The organism is Acinetobacter sp. 2JN-4, assembly GCF_003687745.1.
Taxonomy (GTDB): Bacteria; Pseudomonadota; Gammaproteobacteria; order Pseudomonadales; family Moraxellaceae; genus Acinetobacter; species Acinetobacter halotolerans.
In genome coordinates this window covers 39,720-57,319 of record NZ_RDNY01000007.1, presented here as the reverse complement: position 1 = coordinate 57,319, position 17,600 = coordinate 39,720, and the positions used below count along the sequence as shown (strand labels likewise).

At 41.5% G+C, this 17,600-nt stretch carries 16 protein-coding genes, 4 tRNA genes and 1 pseudogene; 3 read left to right on the top strand and 18 right to left on the bottom strand.

What is annotated here, in order from left to right; all coding sequences use genetic code 11:
* Nucleotides 1-17: 17 nt before the first annotated feature.
* Nucleotides 18-1,712: a choline dehydrogenase gene (betA, locus tag EAH57_RS10945; RefSeq protein WP_121930087.1), complete on the top strand. Its 1,695-nt coding sequence runs from the start codon at nucleotides 18-20 to the stop codon at nucleotides 1,710-1,712.
* A gap of 64 nt (nucleotides 1,713-1,776) precedes the next feature.
* Entirely contained in the window at nucleotides 1,777-2,568 is a 792-nt protein-coding gene (locus EAH57_RS10940; protein WP_121930086.1) for a TorF family putative porin, read from the top strand.
* A 117-nt stretch (nucleotides 2,569-2,685) separates the two neighbouring features.
* On the opposite strand, the gene EAH57_RS10935 is transcribed toward EAH57_RS10940, so the two are convergent.
* The 17 genes from EAH57_RS10935 to rpe all read right to left on the bottom strand — a co-directional run bounded on the left by EAH57_RS10935 (nucleotide 2,686) and on the right by rpe (nucleotide 16,675).
* Nucleotides 2,686-3,861, bottom strand: coding sequence for a zinc-binding dehydrogenase (locus EAH57_RS10935; protein ID WP_121930085.1), 1,176 nt, complete (start codon nucleotides 3,859-3,861; stop codon nucleotides 2,686-2,688).
* A gap of 351 nt (nucleotides 3,862-4,212) precedes the next feature.
* Nucleotides 4,213-5,817: a GMC family oxidoreductase gene (locus EAH57_RS10930; protein ID WP_121930084.1), complete on the bottom strand. Its 1,605-nt coding sequence runs from the start codon at nucleotides 5,815-5,817 to the stop codon at nucleotides 4,213-4,215.
* Between the two features lie 287 nt (nucleotides 5,818-6,104).
* Nucleotides 6,105-6,572, bottom strand: coding sequence for a DMT family transporter (locus tag EAH57_RS10925; RefSeq protein ID WP_004669833.1), 468 nt, complete (start codon nucleotides 6,570-6,572; stop codon nucleotides 6,105-6,107).
* A 323-nt stretch (nucleotides 6,573-6,895) separates the two neighbouring features.
* Nucleotides 6,896-6,972 (bottom strand) — tRNA-Pro (locus EAH57_RS10920).
* 4 nt (nucleotides 6,973-6,976) lie between these two features.
* Nucleotides 6,977-7,052 (bottom strand) — tRNA-His (locus EAH57_RS10915).
* Between the two features lie 39 nt (nucleotides 7,053-7,091).
* Nucleotides 7,092-7,168: transfer RNA gene (locus EAH57_RS10910), tRNA-Arg, on the bottom strand.
* A gap of 70 nt (nucleotides 7,169-7,238) precedes the next feature.
* Nucleotides 7,239-7,315, bottom strand: a tRNA-Pro gene (locus EAH57_RS10905).
* A gap of 132 nt (nucleotides 7,316-7,447) precedes the next feature.
* The gene (nadA, locus tag EAH57_RS10900; RefSeq protein WP_004669832.1) at nucleotides 7,448-8,512 is read right to left on the bottom strand and encodes a quinolinate synthase NadA; all 1,065 of its coding nucleotides are present in this window, start codon (nucleotides 8,510-8,512) and stop codon (nucleotides 7,448-7,450) included.
* A gap of 139 nt (nucleotides 8,513-8,651) precedes the next feature.
* On the bottom strand, nucleotides 8,652-9,884 hold the full coding sequence (gene argJ / locus EAH57_RS10895; protein ID WP_121930083.1) for a bifunctional glutamate N-acetyltransferase/amino-acid acetyltransferase ArgJ: 1,233 nt from the start codon (nucleotides 9,882-9,884) through the stop codon (nucleotides 8,652-8,654).
* Between the two features lie 366 nt (nucleotides 9,885-10,250).
* Nucleotides 10,251-10,748 carry a methylated-DNA--[protein]-cysteine S-methyltransferase gene (locus EAH57_RS10890; protein ID WP_121930082.1) on the bottom strand — a complete coding sequence of 166 codons (498 nt, stop codon included), beginning with the start codon at nucleotides 10,746-10,748 and terminating at the stop codon, nucleotides 10,251-10,253.
* Between the two features lie 48 nt (nucleotides 10,749-10,796).
* A complete protein-coding gene (locus EAH57_RS10885; protein WP_004669829.1) occupies nucleotides 10,797-11,114 on the bottom strand; it encodes a DMT family transporter in 318 nt (105 codons plus the stop codon).
* A 159-nt stretch (nucleotides 11,115-11,273) separates the two neighbouring features.
* Complete coding sequence (locus EAH57_RS10880; protein WP_004669828.1) at nucleotides 11,274-11,816, bottom strand: hypothetical protein; 543 nt, start codon at nucleotides 11,814-11,816, stop codon at nucleotides 11,274-11,276.
* Between the two features lies 1 nt (nucleotide 11,817).
* The gene (locus tag EAH57_RS10875) at nucleotides 11,818-12,324 is read right to left on the bottom strand and encodes a cobalt transporter (protein ID WP_121930081.1); all 507 of its coding nucleotides are present in this window, start codon (nucleotides 12,322-12,324) and stop codon (nucleotides 11,818-11,820) included.
* A gap of 82 nt (nucleotides 12,325-12,406) precedes the next feature.
* Nucleotides 12,407-13,297 (bottom strand): copper resistance protein B, encoded by an 891-nt coding sequence (locus EAH57_RS10870; RefSeq protein WP_121930080.1) that lies wholly within the window; start codon nucleotides 13,295-13,297, stop codon nucleotides 12,407-12,409.
* The gene (locus EAH57_RS10865; protein WP_121930079.1) at nucleotides 13,284-15,104 is read right to left on the bottom strand and encodes a copper resistance system multicopper oxidase; all 1,821 of its coding nucleotides are present in this window, start codon (nucleotides 15,102-15,104) and stop codon (nucleotides 13,284-13,286) included. The genes EAH57_RS10870 and EAH57_RS10865 overlap by 14 nt, the downstream gene beginning before the upstream one ends.
* A 101-nt stretch (nucleotides 15,105-15,205) precedes the next feature.
* Entirely contained in the window at nucleotides 15,206-15,631 is a 426-nt protein-coding gene (locus tag EAH57_RS10860; RefSeq protein ID WP_121930078.1) for a hypothetical protein, read from the bottom strand.
* A gap of 357 nt (nucleotides 15,632-15,988) precedes the next feature.
* Nucleotides 15,989-16,675, bottom strand: coding sequence for a ribulose-phosphate 3-epimerase (rpe, locus tag EAH57_RS10855; RefSeq protein WP_121930077.1), 687 nt, complete (start codon nucleotides 16,673-16,675; stop codon nucleotides 15,989-15,991).
* A gap of 182 nt (nucleotides 16,676-16,857) precedes the next feature.
* Between rpe and EAH57_RS10850 the strand changes: the two genes are divergently transcribed.
* Complete coding sequence (locus EAH57_RS10850; RefSeq protein WP_121930076.1) at nucleotides 16,858-17,133, top strand: DUF2218 domain-containing protein; 276 nt, start codon at nucleotides 16,858-16,860, stop codon at nucleotides 17,131-17,133.
* 29 nt (nucleotides 17,134-17,162) lie between these two features.
* On the opposite strand, the pseudogene EAH57_RS10845 reads toward EAH57_RS10850, so the two are convergent.
* Nucleotides 17,163-17,570 (bottom strand): annotated as a pseudogene (locus EAH57_RS10845) (alpha/beta hydrolase-fold protein); the annotation flags it as partial.
* Between the last annotated feature and the right edge of the window lie 30 nt (nucleotides 17,571-17,600).

Below are 17,600 nucleotides of genomic sequence, written 5' to 3'. Positions count from 1 at the left end.
AACAATAAAGGCTAATTATGAATAAGCAAGAATTCGATTACATTATCATTGGCGCAGGATCTGCCGGGAATGTTCTCGCAGCACGTCTCACAGAAGACCAAGATGTGACTGTTTTATTATTAGAAGCAGGCGGTCCAGATTATCGTTTAGATTTTCGTACACAAATGCCAGCAGCTTTGGCTTTTCCTCTACAAGGTCGCCGCTATAACTGGGCGTATTTGACCGATCCAGAACCACATATGAACAATCGTCGTATGGAATGTGGACGTGGTAAAGGACTAGGTGGTTCATCCTTGATTAATGGGATGTGCTATATCCGTGGCAATGCCATGGATTTAGATCAATGGTCAACGCTTAAAGGTCTTGAAGACTGGACTTATGCAGACTGTTTACCTTACTACCAAAAATCAGAAACGCGTGATATTGGTGGCAATGACTATCATGGTGGCAATGGTCCTGTTTCAGTCGCAACACCTAAAAATGATAATAATGTGCTGTTCCACGCAATGGTTGAAGCAGGCGTACAAGCAGGTTACCCACGTACCGATGATTTAAATGGCTATCAACAAGAAGGTTTCGGTCCAATGGATCGTACTGTAACACCTCAAGGACGTCGCTCAAGTACAGCACGTGGCTATTTAGATATGGCCAAAGGTCGTCCTAATTTGACCATCGTTACGCATGCCATGACCAACAAAATCTTGTTCAATCAAAAACAAGCCGTTGGTGTGGAATATATCATTGGCACTGATCAAGCCAACATGAAACAAGCACAAGCCAAACGTGAAGTGCTGCTATGCGCAGGGGCAATTGCATCGCCACAAATTTTACAGCGCTCAGGTGTTGGTGAAAGTACCTTCCTCAAATCTATGGACATCGAAGTTGTACAAGATCTTCCTGGTGTAGGTGAAAATCTACAAGACCATTTGGAAATGTACTTGCAATACAAATGTAAGCAACCTGTTTCTCTTTACCCTGCATTGAAATGGTATAACCAACCCGCGATTGGTGCTGAATGGCTGTTCCTTGGCAAAGGCATCGGCGCAAGCAATCAGTTTGAGGCAGGTGGCTTTATCCGCAGTTCAGATGAGTTTGACTGGCCAAATATCCAATACCATTTCTTGCCTGTTGCAATCAACTACAATGGCAGTAACGCGGTAAAAGAACATGGTTTTCAAGCCCATGTTGGTTCGATGCGCTCACCATCACGTGGTCGAATTAAGCTGAAATCTAAAGACCCATTTGAGCATCCAAGTATTTTGTTCAACTACATGTCCGCAGAACAAGATTGGCGTGAGTTCCGCGATGGTATCCGTATTACCCGCGAGATTATGCATCAACCTGCACTTGATCCATATCGTGGCGAAGAAATCAGTCCCGGAAAACACGTACAAAGTGATGCTGAACTGGATGACTTTATTCGCAATCATGCTGAAACGGCCTACCACCCATCATGTAGTTGCAAAATGGGCGAAGACGAGATGGCGGTGGTTGATGGACAAGGTCGTGTTCATGGCCTACAAGGTTTACGTGTCATTGATGCCTCGATTATGCCGTTGATCATCACAGGTAATTTAAATGCCACCACCATTATGATGGCAGAGAAAATTGCTGATCAAATTCGTGGACAAAAGCTACCACGCTCTCAAGCAGACTACTACAAAGCTGGTACAGCTCCAGTACGCCAATCCCCTTTACGTCCATTTGCATAACCTAGTTAAGTTATGTTCAGCGCCTTACATAGCGAAGGTGCTGCCAATCATTAGGAAAATTCAAATGAAAAGAATTTTATTCACTTTACCTTTGGGCTTTTTTTTACACACGGCTCATGCAACCGAGTCAACCACTGAAACAGTATCACCGTTTAGTGCCAATCTCACCGTTGCAAGCCAATATGTATCACGCGGCTTCCAGCAAACATGGGGCAAACCAGCCCTACAAGGCGGTCTTGATTATGCACATCCCAATGGCTTGTTCGTAGGTACGTGGGCATCGACGGTAAGTGATCATTTTATTCGCGACGCTTCTGTAGAGTGGGATGTTTATACGGGTTATTCGCGTAGCTTTGGTGATCTCTCTCTCGGTGTAACTGTCGCTTACTATTTTTATCCAGGCGCAGAAACCACAGCTGAAGCAGGTCATACTAGTTTTGACTATGGTGAAATTATTCCAGAGATTGCTTATGGACCCGTCACCGTCAAATATGCCGTGACTTATACCCAAGATTATTTTGGTAATAACTCAAAGACTTTAGGTGTAGGCAATGATCAACACTCACGTGGTTCAGGCTATTTGGATGTGAATTGGCATCAACCGTTAGGTCAAGGTTGGTCGGCAGATGCACATTATGGCAATCAACGTATTAAAAACTTTTCAGCAGCAAGCTTTCAAGATGCCAGTTTCTCGGTCAATAAAGAACTGCCTTATGATCTTGCAGCTAGCCTCATGTATAGCAAAGCATGGGACAAAGAGGATTATTACAAAGAATACAGTAATGGTAATCCGAATGCCCGAGTCTCAGATCCAATTGATTCGACTGTGACATTCTCTCTCACCAAAAGCTTTTAAGTGCTCAATTTAACTAAATTCCAAGATCTACTGAGACGGAGATTGCTTAGGCTATTTTAGTCACTTAAAACAAAAAAGCTGCTATTTCCAAAAATAGCAGCTTTTTTTGAATTTCTTTTAAGCTTTAATCAACTGAATATCCGATCCTGCTCGTTTTGGATCAATCAAGATTTTTGCATGTTGTTCCGGATCACGTAATGCATCAAAGGCATTGCTTACCCCTTCCAAACCAACCACACCTGTAATCAATGGTGAAACATCAATTTTACCTTCCGCAATCATATGCAAGGTGTCACGGAACTCCAGTGGAGTATAACCCAGCACATACTGGATTTCGAGTTCTTTATTGATCGCCAAAGCTGGTTCTATCTTATCGCTTTGCATACAAACACCAACCCCCACAATACGTGAGAACAGTGGCGCACCCTCCAAAATTTGCTGCATGATGCCAGCGACACCCACACATTCAAAAATCACTGGACGCTTCGGTAACAAACCGAGTTTGTCACCCACGCGCATCGCATTGACCCATGGCAATGAGAAAGTCTGAACTTTGTCAAAAATACCCATCCCCATATTAATTGCTTCAGAGACATTACCCAGCAAACCCAGCTCTTTCCAACTGCTAAATGGAGATTGTTGTTTAGGATCAATCAATATATCTGCACCGCATTGCTCAGCCAACTTACGGCGATTTGGTGAAAAATCACTGGCAACGACAGTTTTAACACCCATCGCTTTGAGCATAATAATCACACCTAAACCAACTGGACCACAACCGATCACGATTGCTGGCTCATTTTTCTTAATTCGGCTACGACGCACCGCATGCAAGGCAACAGCCATCGGTTCTGTCAGCGCAGCACTATCCGCATCCAAACCATTCGGAACTTCAAACATTAAACTGGATTGAACTAAAATTTGTTCTGCATAACCGCCTGATGCACTTGGTGAAAGACCTGTTGGCACATATCCTTGTGGATCAACATTGAGCAATGGCATCGCACAAACCAAAGTGTCTGCTTTTAATTTACGGCGTGTTTTTGGGCCATAATCCAATACCTTTCCGCAAAACTCATGTCCGAAAACGAGCTTATCAGAGGATTTTGCAACCCCATTAAAACCGACTCGCGCTGCCAAATCATGCATATGATCACAGTGGTGTTGCATATGTAAATCTGAGCCACAAATTCCACAACGTACCACCTCAAGTAATACTTGCCCTTTCGCGGGGACTAATTGAAAACTGTCTTCCAGCTTCAGCTCGGCATTATGACAAACTAACGATTTCATAGGATGCTTTCCTTATTGTTTTATTGCATTTGTTCGCTTTTCAGTTTTTTTGATCTACTGAAACAGTATAGCCAACAAAATCTTGCTTAATCTTGACAAACTGCATTGTCAAAATCTATGGCTTAAATATCAATATCTCTATCAAATCAGGTCAGCAAGAAATGTGTTGTCTCAAAGTTATTATTGTTAAACCAATATAAGCTCTCTCTACTACTTAAAAATTATAATTTTAGCTTTCCTCGAATGTTAGAAACTCCACGACGACACCCTATTGAAAATGAAACTGCGTAGGGGCGAATTGTATTCGCCCTCTATAAGTAAAAATTCATCTGATTTTGATGAAGATTGATTTTATTTCCAAGCCTGACGAATCATATCAACTGCTTTTTCTGCAATCATAATCGTCGGTGCATTGGTATTACCATTGACCACGGTTGGCATCACTGAAGCATCAATGACACGAAGACCATCGACCCCATAAACCTTCAGCTCAGGATCAACCACCGCCATCTCATCTACACCCATCTTACAGCTACCGACAGGATGATAAACCGTATCTACACGCTGACATAAAATTTCACGAATTTCATTATCCGATTTCACATTGGCAGTAAACATATCTTCTTTGATCTTTTCATTTAACGCTGGCGCTTGCATGAGCTTTTGTGTGACTTTAAAGCCATCTACCATATCTTGAAGATCTTGCTCATCCTCAAGAAACTTGAAATCAATTAATAAAGGATCATTCACGTGCTTACCACTAAGTTTGACTGAACCACGCGCACGTGGATTCAACAAACAAACATGACACGAGATACCATGTCCAGCATGCATTGTTCTCGCATGGTTATCCACGATGGCGATCACGAAGTGTAATTGCAAATTCGGCTTGTCTAATTCAGGTCGCGTTTTTAAGAAACCACCACATTCAGCATAATTGGTGGTAATAAAACCACGGCGCTCTTTACGATAGCGCCCAATTTGTTTGATTAAATCTAAGCTCCCACCAACAGATAAACCGAATGTCCCCTCCATCTGCTTGGTTTTATAAGCAAAGATAAAGTCGGGGTGATCATGCAAGTTCTCACCTACCCCTGCTAAGTCTTTGACCACAGGAATACCATGCTTTTCTAACTCTTGGCGTGGACCTATGCCCGACAACATCAATACTTGCGGCGATTGAAATGCGCCAGCTGACAACAACACCTCTTTGTTGGCTTTAACGATCGTGGTTTGGCTTTTTTGTTTATACTCGACCCCAATCGCACGACCATTTTCGATAATGATACGGGAGACGGTCGCATGGGTAATCACATGTAAGTTAGGACGTTTACCTAAATAAGGCAATAAATAGCCTCGTGCAGCACTCCAACGCTCACCATTTTTTTGTGTGACTTGATACACGCCCAAACCTTCTTGTTCAGCGCCATTAAAATCATCATTGAGTGGATAGCCAACCTGTTTTGCCGCTTCAATAAATGTTTTCTGATAAGGATTATCTGAATTCAACTCACTGACATTCAATGGACCATGCTGCCCATGATATTCATTTTTAATTCTTTCGTTATGTTCTGATTTTTTAAAATATGGCAACACTTCGTCATATGACCAGCCGGTATTTCCCAGTGCAGCCCAATGATCATAATCATCACGATGCCCACGGATATACACCATCGCATTAATCGCTGAACTTCCACCCAAGCATTTACCGCGGGGTTGATAGCCTTTTCGTTGATTCAAACCCTTTTGTGGAATCGTTTCGATTGCCCAGTTATTCAGTTTAGTTGGGATACTAATCACAGCCGCCGCAGGTGTATTCACCAACCAGCTATTTCCATCGCCACCAGCTTCTAATAAACATACAGAAATGTTTGGATTTTCAGATAACCGTCCAGCCAATACACATCCTGCTGAGCCACCACCAATAATTACAAAATCAAAAGCCGTTTGCGTCATATCTATCTCTATTTTTTCTTTTTAAAAAGTGCATGCATTATGCAGAATATGGTATTTAAATACTATTGTCGTTGTCTAACTGACTTAAATCATAAAGTGCAAAATAACGTGTTAACCATCAAATCACAATAGCCAAATCCTGCAAGACAGTTGCAATAAATAATCACTCTGATCAAAGGATTAAGTTATCAATACTTTTTCTGATTTTTCATATTTTAAATTTTCGATTTAATGACAAGATATCTGAATAATTTATTCATCATTTCTCAACCACACTTACAATATTTTTAAGCTGTCGAATGTCTATATTCGCTATAGATCATGATCAATCCTCCCATAAAAATAAGTCCCAGACCAAATAATCTAAGACCATCTATTTTTTTAATCTGCATTCCGAGAAAACCGCTACTATCAATTATTGTGGCAAAGATCATTTGACCTAGAAAAATCCAAAGTAATGTATTGGTTGCCCCAATATGTGGAGCAGCTAGAAACATGCACAGAATATAAAGTGATCCTAATAAGCCAGATAGCCACATCCACCATGAGGTTTGTTGATACAACGGCGGCTTAATACTGCCATCGACAAATAGTGCAATAACCAATGATGCAATCGCCCCACCAACATATAAGAAAAATGTTGATTGTATTTGAGTGGCGCCACTTGCATGACGAAAGGCGTTAATCATAGCCAATTGTAGCGGCACGATAAGCCCACCCAAAAGACTAATAAATACATAGTTTATGTTATGCATACACTCACTCTCTTTTAGAATTTTTAAAACTGATTTATAGAGTAGGAATGAAATACAATGAGCTATCAACTTTCGATTAATATTTCATATTTTGACCGTGCAAATATTAAGATCACTTTTTAGGTCTGTTATATAACAACAGATATGAAAGATAAAATACTAGATTGAAATTGTGACAAACAAATCCATATTTAAACTTGAATCGTTTAAATGAATCAATCAAAACAGAAGAGACTTCATCACGAAGCGAGTGAGAGTTGCCTAAAAATTTAGGCACAAAAAAACCGCTCATTTAGCGGATTTTTATTTCATCTTTAAGATGATGGTCGGAACAGTAGGATTCGAACCTACGACCCCCTGGTCCCAAACCAGGTGCGCTACCAGACTGCGCCATGCTCCGAATGTGGGGTGAATGACGGGATTCGAACCCGCGACAACCGGAATCACAATCCGGGGCTCTACCAACTGAGCTACATCCACCATAACATGTTTTTTGATTCTATGTACCAAGCTACCAAATGGCGCGCCTGACAGGATTCGAACCTGTGACCATCCGCTTAGAAGGCGGATGCTCTATCCAACTGAGCTACAGGCGCATAACCGATGATAAAACTATCATGCGATACTTGGCCGATCCTAAAACAATGTTTTTCAACATGTTTTAATTGGTCGGAGCAGTAGGATTCGAACCTACGACCCCCTGGTCCCAAACCAGGTGCACTACCAGGCTGTGCTATGCTCCGATCTATCTCAGCTTTTATTGTATCGCACATCGTGCGGTACGGTGTGCATTCTAGGCTTGACGTTGCATCACGTCAACACCTAGTTTTAAAAAAAATGATTTTTCCTTATCAAATGTATATTTAACAAACATTTTAACGCTTTAACGACGCGCTAAAGTTCAACATTCGATCTAAAGGTAATTTGGCGCGTTCAGCCAATGCTGGATCGACGTGTATTTCTTGATCGCTATGTTGTAACACATGCAAAATACCATCTAACTCATTCATTGCCATCCAAGGACAGTGCGCGCATGAACGACATGTTGCACCCTCACCTGCTGTCGGCGCTTCAAATAACTCTTTATCAGGCGCAGCTTGTTGCATTTTATAAAAAATGCCTCGATCTGTTGCCACGATCATTTGTTTCTGCGGCAATGTCTGTGCTGCTTTGATCAATTGCGAGGTACTTCCCACCGCATCTGCAATATCTACAACCGCTTCAGGTGACTCTGGATGGACTAAAACAGCGGCATCTGGATAAAGTGCTTTCATCTGAATAATGCCCCGCGCACGAAACTCCTCATGCACGATACACGCACCATCCCACAACAACATTTCTGCGCCTGTTTTCTTCTGAATATAACGACCCAAATGTTGGTCAGGTGCCCAAATAATTTTTTCACCTAAACTGTCTAAATGTTCAATAATCTCGACCGCGCAACTTGAAGTTACCACCCAATCCGCACGTGCTTTTACTGCTGCGGAAGTATTGGCATACACCACCACAGTATGATCAGGATGTTGATCGCAAAATGCAGAGAACTCTTCGACTGGACAACCAATATCAAGTGAACAGGTTGCCTCTAAAGTTGGCATCAGCACCGTTTTTTCAGGCGATAAAATTTTTGAGGTTTCACCCATAAACTTAACTCCAGCAACCACAAGTGTCGTCGCTGGATGGTCACGACCAAAACGTGCCATTTCTAATGAGTCAGAAACACAACCACCAGTAAGTTCAGCAAGCTCTTGTACGTCAGGATCACAGTAATAGTGTGCGACCAATACCGCATTTCTTTTTTTAAGCTCGGCTGCGATTTGAGCAAACTTCTGTTGTTTCACTTCTGGGCTTAGGCTATTGTCCTTTGGCTCGCCCAAACGATCTAAATGCGTCTGCACAATATTTTTGGCGTCGTTCGCAATTAAATTCGCATCATTCATAAAGCGTCTTCTCTATCCTGCGCGCTTGCATCACTGCAAACTAATAACGTGGGTATCTGTTGAGATTTGGGATTAATCACATCCACAAACAAGCGATATAAAAAAAGCCTCACTGTGGAGGCTGCATTATAACGCAAATTTACGAACGATAATCGGCATTAATTTTCACATAGTCGTAAGAAAAGTCACAGGTGTAAACGGTGTCCTGTGCAGTACCTCGTCCAAGATCAATACGAATAGTGATTTCTTTCTCTACCATCACTGCCGCGCCCGCTTCTTCGGTATAGTCTGGATTTGCGCCACCATCTAAGCAGATTTGTACATCACCCAACCAAACTTGAACATTACTGCTGTCTAAATTAGGCACACCGGCTTTACCAATTGCCATCACGATACGTCCCCAGTTTGGATCTGATGCAAATAAAGCCGTTTTGATCAATGGTGACTCAGCGACACTATAGGCAACATCACAACACTCTTGAGTATTTGCCCCACCTTCAACTTGAACGGTAATGAATTTGGTTGCACCTTCACCATCACGTACAATCAGCTGTGCGAGACGATTCATCATCCGAGCAAGTACATTGAGTACCTGTTGATAACGCGGATCATCTTGGCTTTCAATCTCAGCACCACCAGCTAAACCTGTTGCAACAAAAATACAGGAGTCATTGGTTGAGGTATCCCCATCAATGGTAATGCGGTTAAATGAATGCTCGACCGTTGTTTTTAGAAGCTGTTCAACCAATGCTTTTGCAATCGGAGCATCTGTGGCAACGAAGCTCAACATAGTCGCCATGTTCGGGCGAATCATACCTGCACCTTTACTAATACCGGTCATAGTATAAGTGATGCCATCGAATTCAAATTGTTCAGACGCGCCTTTCGGTGTGGTATCCGTGGTCATAATCCCCGATGCAGCATCTACCCAATGATCAGTATTTAGATCATTCAACGCAGGTTGAATACCTTGAACCAAACGTTCAATTGGCAACTGCTCACCAATCACACCTGTTGAAAATGGCAAAATCTGATTGCTTTGCACACCTGTCAATTCAGCAAGTTTGGCACAAGTTGCTTCGGCATTTTGATAGCCGACTGTTCCCGTTGCGGCATTGGCATTGCCTGTATTAATAATCAGATAACGTGGCTGCTTTTGTGAAGTGCTCTCAGCCAAATGTTTTTTACTGAGTAAAACTGGCGCAGCCGCAAATGCGCTTTGGGTAAAGACCCCTGCTACATTTGAACCTTCAGCAAATTCAAAAATGACCAGATCTCGTCGGTTTGGATAACGTACATACGCCTCAGTTGAGCCAATTTTTACACCCTGCACCACATGCATAAGTGGCATCGTTACGTCACCAACAGCCATTTTTAAACTTCCATTCAATTAAATTAAATATATAGAATTCGGCATAGAGCATATCTCCTTAACACGATACTCGGAGAAGTCATTCGCAACCTGAGCAAGCCAAAGCGACTAAAGCTTTGGTGAAGCGCAAGAAAGAGGAATTGAACCTTGCGGAGCTTCAATCACTCCTCATGTAGATGACAATGCCTTTGCTCTTACGAAGCTTCAACCGCTTCTCAGGGCGAAACCAAAGTAACTCGAACCGAAGGTTAATCCAAGAATTAAATTACACGAGATAAAATTCCGCCACGCCTGTAATTTATTCTTCAATTAATGCGATAAATTCCTTAAAGTGCTTAATAGCTTATTATAAATAAAAGAGATTAGCTATATTGAAGATTGATTTTGGTTTTGCTCTAAACTGAGTAAAATCTGCTTCGTATCTAACCCACCAGCAAAACCGACTAAAGCCCCACCAGAACCAATCACCCGATGACACGGCGCAATAATTGAAATTGGATTCTTCCCATTAGCAGCACCGACTGCACGTACGGCTTTTTCATTGCCAACCTGAAGCGCAATATCCTTATAACTACGCGTTTCCCCATAAGGAATGGTCAGCAAAGCTTGCCAGACTTGCTGTTGAAAGTCCGTACCCTGAAAATCCAAAGGCAAATCAAATTGCTGGCGTTGCCCTACAAAATATTGTTGTAATTGTTGTTTCGCTTTGAGCAGCATCGGATGTTGAGTGTTCTCTAACAACGCTGCCAAGCGTACGCGCTTATGATCTTCATTGTCCCACATCACAGCAACTAAGGCGTGATCATGCGCAACCAGTTTTAATGCACCCACTGGAGAATCCATATACATATAAACCAGTTGCATGAAAAAAATCTCCCCTAGCCCCTCTTTAATAAAGAGGGGGAATTTTTCTTAATTTGATGAAAGTTTCATCAAAACTAAACCAGATACAATGAGTACCGCTGCGATCATTCGCATAGCGGTCATAGGTTCATTTAATACCATAATACCAATAATAAATGATCCGATTGCACCGATTCCTGTCCAAACGGTATAAGCAGTGCCCAACGGCAAAGTTTTCATTGCTGTCGCAAGTAAACCGAAACTCAAAATCATAAAAACGAGGGTAATCACTGTCGGAGTTAAACGAGTAAAACCCTCTGACAGTTTCATTGAATACGCCCAAATAATTTCGAAAATACCTGCCAAAATTAAAATTGCCCACGCCATTTTTTCTCTCGTGTATAGCAAGGGTTGGGTCGTCCCAACGTGATTCTTTAATGAGAGGTCGTCCTACTCAACCCAATAGTATAATTTACAATCTTGCAATCATGTGAATTATTATGTATCTAAACGATGCTTATTCAATGGTTTACTTATACCAAACACTCAATACCAAACCACACTATCGACTCGCATCAACTCACATGCCCCACTCCCCGTATCTTCACGTGACAAGGAACTCCGCCAACGCCATCCATCAGGCGCCTGAATTTCTATTAATGCACCTTTCAAATTAACCAAATCATCTTTTTTAATTTTCTTAAGCTGCTCGGCGACCTGTGCGGTTGCAGGCACGATATGCATATTGGCACTTTGTACTGCGATTTCACGTAACGCGATGGGAGGCTGTGCATCTACACGCCAATAATACCAACGATTTCGTTGTGAAATATCAACATGTTTATAGATATCGGGTTTCGCCATATCGCCCCAACCGACCGCTAAATCAATTGGAGAAAACTCAGCCTCTCGCCCCGAATGATAATCTTTGCGTGAAAGCACACGAAAAGTACCTTCATAAGACTGTAATTCTACGATTTGCACACCCTGTGCAGTAACTTGAGTGAGATTAGGTACAGGTTTAAGCCAATTGGTCCAAACCAGCCAAATCAATGCAAAGCCCATGAGGCCATACATCCATCTCGGCATATTATTTATCCTTTTCGCTTCGCAATGCTTTAATCCATTGTCTACACTTTTCTAAAACCACATATAAAAATTTTTGAGCTGCTTTTAAATAAAATCCTACTCTTTCTTGTTTGTTGCTCGATTCATCAGATTGTGGTGGTTTGAAGTTTGCAAGCTCCAATGGCTCATAATGAGACATGGTTTGCTGTAGTTCTGCGCCTAAGTTCAACGCTTGTAATACAGACGTGACCTCATCAATTGAGTCATCGTGATGATAAAGGGTTAAATGACGTACTTCTAAATCAATATTATGTTCTACCAGTATCGCAGCAAAAGGAATCAGTGCTTTTCTGACACGTTGAGCCTCCACAACACTATTCATCTGTGGAATATAATAGTAACTCACGTACATACTGCCATCGGGTGCAATTAACTCTAATTGCGACGCTAACGTATCTTGGGTACGCCCGATCTTTTCAGATTGCTTTGTTCTTTCTGTTATTTGATTGTCTTGTTGTTCTAAAGCCATTGATGCACCATAAATGACTCAAAAAAGATACTGCTAGTATAAACCAGCAGTATCTCAAAAATGTTAAAAATTAAGCAAAATATCAGAACTTTAGCGTAACACCAGCACCGTACAATCCACCTTTTTCGCGCTGCGATGCGGTTTGCCATTCCGTCTGCTTTACACCTTTATGATAAGCGTAGGCAACATCTATAAACGGCATTACTTTTTTACTGATTTCATAACGCATTTGTACGCCCGTTTGCAGCTTAGATAGACCTGTTTTACGTGCATATTTAGATTCATCATTCAATACCACATCTACATTGAGATAAGGCTGAGCAATCAATTTTTGAGTAAACAAGAAATCACGACTTGTTTCTAAACTCAGCTGCCAACGCTGATCTTGGCCTGCATATACATACGCATCCGTTTCAAAGAAATAAGGTGCTAAACCATGTAAGCCAAATACTGCACTCCATTGATCTTTATTTTGCTGTTGTTCAGACTGATATTGATACCGCAAACCTGCCTGTATATCCCAAAAATCTGCAATATTACGACTGTACAATACCTTTGCTTCAGTGTCAGCTTGTTCGGATTCAGCCTTTTCTAGATGGGCTTTGATGAAAACTTTATTCTCATCTGTTCCGACCCAAGTTTTTAATTCAGTACTGGCACGCCCCCGACCATGATCATCTATAGTCCAAGCATTTTCCAAACTGGTCGCCTGATAAACTTGCCCGCCATGTTCTAGGCGATGATCATGCTGACCATGTTGAGTAATCTGAACTTGCTGTGTTGGGGGGATTGGATGGTGTGAATGATCCATTGATGCAGATGCATTTGATTGCATACTTGATTGTGACTGCATCATTTGATGATCATGGCCTTCATGTGCCGAGGTCAATAGACTGATCGAAGATATGAGACCACCAATAAAAACCAATTGAGTATATCGCTTGATCTCAGAAGATCGCTTAGTGATGTGCATGGCTCTCTCCTTGAGTAGATTGAACAGGGCTGGTTTTTTGCTTTACGGTTTTTGAATCATCGACATTTGCAACAATCAACTTACTCATCATGCCTGCTGACATATGGAATAATAAATGACAATGAATCGCCCACTCGCCCAATTCATCCGCGGTAAGCATAGCAGTGACCGTTTGACCAGGTGGAATCACGATGGTGTGTTTATTGGGCATATTGGCTGCAGTTTGCCCATTTTCTAGTTGCATAAACATGCCATGTAAATGCATCGGATGAGCCATCATGCTTTCATTCACAAACTTCAAACGAATACGTTCACCATACTGTACTTTCAACGGTTCAAAATCTTTGTCACTAAATTTCTTCCCATCGATGGTCCAGATATAACGCTCCATGGTGCCACCTAGACGAATGACCAATTCTCTTTCAGCTGGACGCGTATCAAGTTGCGGCGTTAAGGATTTCAGATCAACGTACTGTAACGCTTTATGTCCCGCAGGCGTTGCTGCATTGGCCCAACCAAATACTGTTTCAGGTTTTGATTTTTCATTACGAGCAGTTGTCTGCTGTTGATGGGCGCTATGATCCATTTGGTCATGAGCATCATGATTCATCTGCGCGTGGGTACTATGATCCATTTTGGCCATATTCATTTGACCATGCGCACTGTGATCCATTTCAGCCATCTTCATTTGACTATGCGCACTGTGATCCATCTGAGCATTCGAACTATGCCCCATATCATCCATCGTCAATAATGAACGTGGACGTGGTTTAGGCATTTCAATCGTATGCTGATGCTGAGTTTGAATTTCATTATGTAACGAAGCGATGGCAAAACCCGAACGATCAATGGATTCAGCTTCGATTTGATAATGTGGCTGCTTTGGCTCAACCAGCACATCATAAGTCTCTGCTGCACCAATACGAAACTCATCGACTGCTACAGGTTGTACTGGCTGACCATCCGCACTCACCACCGTCATTTTTAGATTTGGAATACGCACATCAAAGAATGACATAGCCGAGGCATTGATAAAACGCAAACGAACTTTTTCACCTGTTTTAAATGCGCCTGTCCAGTTCTGTTGTGGTGTTTTTCCATTTACAAGAAAGGTATAGCCTGTGACATCAGACAAATCTGTTTTAAGCATCCGCATCTGATTCCACATCGAACGGTCTTGCCATGTCGCTTTTAGACCTTGTTGTTTGACTTGTTTCCAAACATCGGCAACCGTTTCACGTTGATTCTGATAATACTCCGCAGACTTTTTTAGATTTGCCATGATCTGATCGCTTTTCGTTTCATGGAAATCAGACAACATCACCACATAGTCACGTTGTGCTTTTTCATGTGCCGCAACAGGCTGTTTGCCTTTTGGATAAATCACCAGTGCGCCATATAGCCCATCTTGTTCTTGTCCCTTGCTATGCGCGTGATACCAATAGGTTCCATTTTGTCGTACCTTGAAACGATACTCAAAACTGCCATTTGGTTTAATTCCATTGAAACCATTAAACCCGGGGACTCCATCCATCAGACCGGGTAAAAGTAAACCATGCCAATGCAAAGAGGTATCTTGATCCTTTAATTGATTATGGACATGGATGACCGCTTCATCGCCCTCTTCAAACTCTAAAAGCGGTGCAATAAATTTACCATTTACCGTCATTCGTTTGACTGGTTTCCCAGTAATGTTGACCATCTCTTGATTGATATTGAGATGATATTCTTTAATCGCAGCCCAACTATAGGGTGCAAACAATAGGCTCAGACTGGCAACAACGCCAGCGTATATTTTTGAAGACATGATATTTTCCTAATCTAATAAAACTGACTTTAAGCGGTATAAATTTCCACTAGACCCAAGCCAGATATGGCGTAAGGAAAAAGAGGGAAACTTAAAGCAGATCAGGCTTTAGGAGGGCGTAATATCTCTTGCCAATATCCAGCAAGATGTCGGGCTTGATAGTCGGTATTTTTATGCGTATGCAGCTCTAACAACACTAAGGAAGAAAGCTTCGGCGCCTGTTGATCTAACGCAAAGTTTGTCGTTTGACAATGCGTTAGACTATTGCAGTCCTGACAATGCTGACCATCTTGCAGATGTGCTTCATGACATTTTGCTGAAGTCGAAACATCTGTATCGGGCATGTGCATCTGATGATGTTGATCTGCCCTGTATAGTTCATGACACGGCATCGTTTGTGTTGTTATATCCGCTTTTTGTTCAAATTGAATCGCTGGAACTGCAGCAGCAACCACACCACTTCCCCCAATGAAAAATATCATCAGGAATACAAACCACAGTTGTTTGTATTGTTTGCGAAGTTGCACTGAATGTCCTTGGTTTCAATGATGAAAGCTGCTCGATATGTTTAGCATAATTTCTTTCATTGATTTGTACAATCAACTTCATGTTCAAATTGTAATAACTTAATCGTCGTTTAGATTAAAGCTGCTGTTTAATCACACAATTGTGCCCAAAGAAACGCATGAATAAAAATAAAGCAAAATAAACATCTTAGCGCACAAAAAAAGGACAAAAAATTGTCCTTTTTTCATCGTTTTGCTGTGAATATAAACAGTTGAAATCATTTTGTTTATTTTAACAACATGTTATCCCCTTGCTTATCAACACGGTTATCCACCTAGTTATAAACAAAGTTATCCACACCCTGTGTTAAAAAAATACTAGACTTCTTTCGCACCCACTTTAGCCAACTCTGCACGCATTTGATCAATCACGGCTTTATAGTCTGGTTGACCAAAAATTGCTGAACCCGCCACAAACATATCTGCACCTGCTTCTGCGATTTCTCGGATGTTGGCTGGACCTACACCACCATCAACTTCTAAACGAATATCACGACCACTCGCATCAATGATTTTACGAGCTTGACGTAGCTTTTCCAGAGTCATTGGAATGAACTTTTGTCCACCAAAACCCGGATTTACACTCATAATAAGAACTTGATCAACTTTATCTAATACATAATCTAAATAATGTAACGGCGTTGCAGGATTAAACACCAAACCTGCTTTTGCACCACCCGATTTGATCAATTGTAAAGAACGATCAATATGATGGGATGCTTCAGGATGAAAGGTAATAATGTCTGCGCCTGCATCAAGGAAATCACCAATCATACGGTCAACAGGCGACACCATTAAATGCACATCAATCGGTGCTTTGATGCCGTATTTTTTTAATGCGGTACAAATATGAGCACCAAAAGTCAGATTCGGTACATAGTGGTTATCCATCACATCAAAATGTACAACGTCTGCACCCGCAGCTAAAACCTTTTCTACATCTTCACCTAAACGTGCAAAATCAGCAGATAAAATCGAAGGAGCAATTAAATACGGCTTGGACATGGATGACCTGGCAAAAACTAAGAAAATGATGGATTAAGTATAACAAATTTACCGTAACTCCGTCTGTTACAAAGTCATCAATACAGCATTGCAAAGTTGCAACAGCACGTTGCAGGAATGCTATTTTCAAATAAAATCAAATTTGCTAAGTTGAAAACCAAGCCACAACAAGACTTAGAGAAATGAATAGCACCACACAAATTACAACCATCGAAGGAAAACGCATTAGCAAACGTTTAGTAAATCACTGGAAACATAAGTTTGAAGTGTCTGAAACGGAAACGCATTCAAAAATCTTTATGCCGACTGCAACCGTAACATTGACACCTCAACCACAACATTTAGACGTCCTTATTGAAAACCAACAAGAAGATGTCGAACGTTTAGAACAAGTGGTGATTGATCATTTAAATCGCATGGCACAGCAAGAATTTACTGCTGAATGGCAACGTAGTTAAAAAGAAGCTCCATTTGAGCTTCTTTTAGGTTAATCGCCTACTTTTTCGAGTTGAATCGCATGAAACTGTAAGTGATCATCCATAAAACTTTGGATAAAGTAATATCCGTGATCATAGCCTTGGTGCAAACGCAAGGTAATCGGTTGACTTGCATCCAAACACGCTTGCTTGAATGCTTCGGGATTGAGTTGGCTATAAAACTGATCATCTATACCTTGATCAATTAATATTTCCTCAAACAACTTCCCTTTTTGCTGAACCAAAGCGGTTGCATCATGTGCCAACCAAGCTTGTCGATCATCACCTAAATATTGGCTAAATGCCTTTTCACCCCAAGGACAAATACTTGGCGCACAAATTGGGGCGAATGCAGAAACAGATCTAAATTGTTCTGGATATTTAAACGCTAAGGTCAATGCGCCATGACCACCCATTGACAATGTACTTTATGTAGTATGCTTCTGCAA

Bases quoted from the DNA above. Each gene is read 5' to 3' on its own strand.
- EAH57_RS10885 (WP_004669829.1), bottom strand. From the start codon at position 11,114: ATGGCGTGGGCAATTTTAATTTTGGCAGGTATTTTCGAAATTATTTGG.
- EAH57_RS10875 (WP_121930081.1), bottom strand. From the start codon at position 12,324: ATGGCTTTAGAACAACAAGACAATCAAATAACAGAAAGAACAAAGCAA.
- EAH57_RS10930 (WP_121930084.1), bottom strand. From the start codon at position 5,817: ATGACGCAAACGGCTTTTGATTTTGTAATTATTGGTGGTGGCTCAGCA.
- EAH57_RS10870 (WP_121930080.1), bottom strand. From the start codon at position 13,297: ATGCACATCACTAAGCGATCTTCTGAGATCAAGCGATATACTCAATTG.
- rpe (WP_121930077.1), bottom strand. From the start codon at position 16,675: ATGTCCAAGCCGTATTTAATTGCTCCTTCGATTTTATCTGCTGATTTT.
- argJ (WP_121930083.1), bottom strand. From the start codon at position 9,884: ATGGCTGTTGGTGACGTAACGATGCCACTTATGCATGTGGTGCAGGGT.
- EAH57_RS10925 (WP_004669833.1), bottom strand. From the start codon at position 6,572: ATGCATAACATAAACTATGTATTTATTAGTCTTTTGGGTGGGCTTATC.
- EAH57_RS10940 (WP_121930086.1), top strand. From the start codon at position 1,777: ATGAAAAGAATTTTATTCACTTTACCTTTGGGCTTTTTTTTACACACG.
- nadA (WP_004669832.1), bottom strand. From the start codon at position 8,512: ATGAATGATGCGAATTTAATTGCGAACGACGCCAAAAATATTGTGCAG.
- EAH57_RS10865 (WP_121930079.1), bottom strand. From the start codon at position 15,104: ATGTCTTCAAAAATATACGCTGGCGTTGTTGCCAGTCTGAGCCTATTG.
- betA (WP_121930087.1), top strand. From the start codon at position 18: ATGAATAAGCAAGAATTCGATTACATTATCATTGGCGCAGGATCTGCC.
- EAH57_RS10880 (WP_004669828.1), bottom strand. From the start codon at position 11,816: ATGCCGAGATGGATGTATGGCCTCATGGGCTTTGCATTGATTTGGCTG.
- EAH57_RS10890 (WP_121930082.1), bottom strand. From the start codon at position 10,748: ATGCAACTGGTTTATATGTATATGGATTCTCCAGTGGGTGCATTAAAA.
- EAH57_RS10850 (WP_121930076.1), top strand. From the start codon at position 16,858: ATGAATAGCACCACACAAATTACAACCATCGAAGGAAAACGCATTAGC.
- EAH57_RS10935 (WP_121930085.1), bottom strand. From the start codon at position 3,861: ATGAAATCGTTAGTTTGTCATAATGCCGAGCTGAAGCTGGAAGACAGT.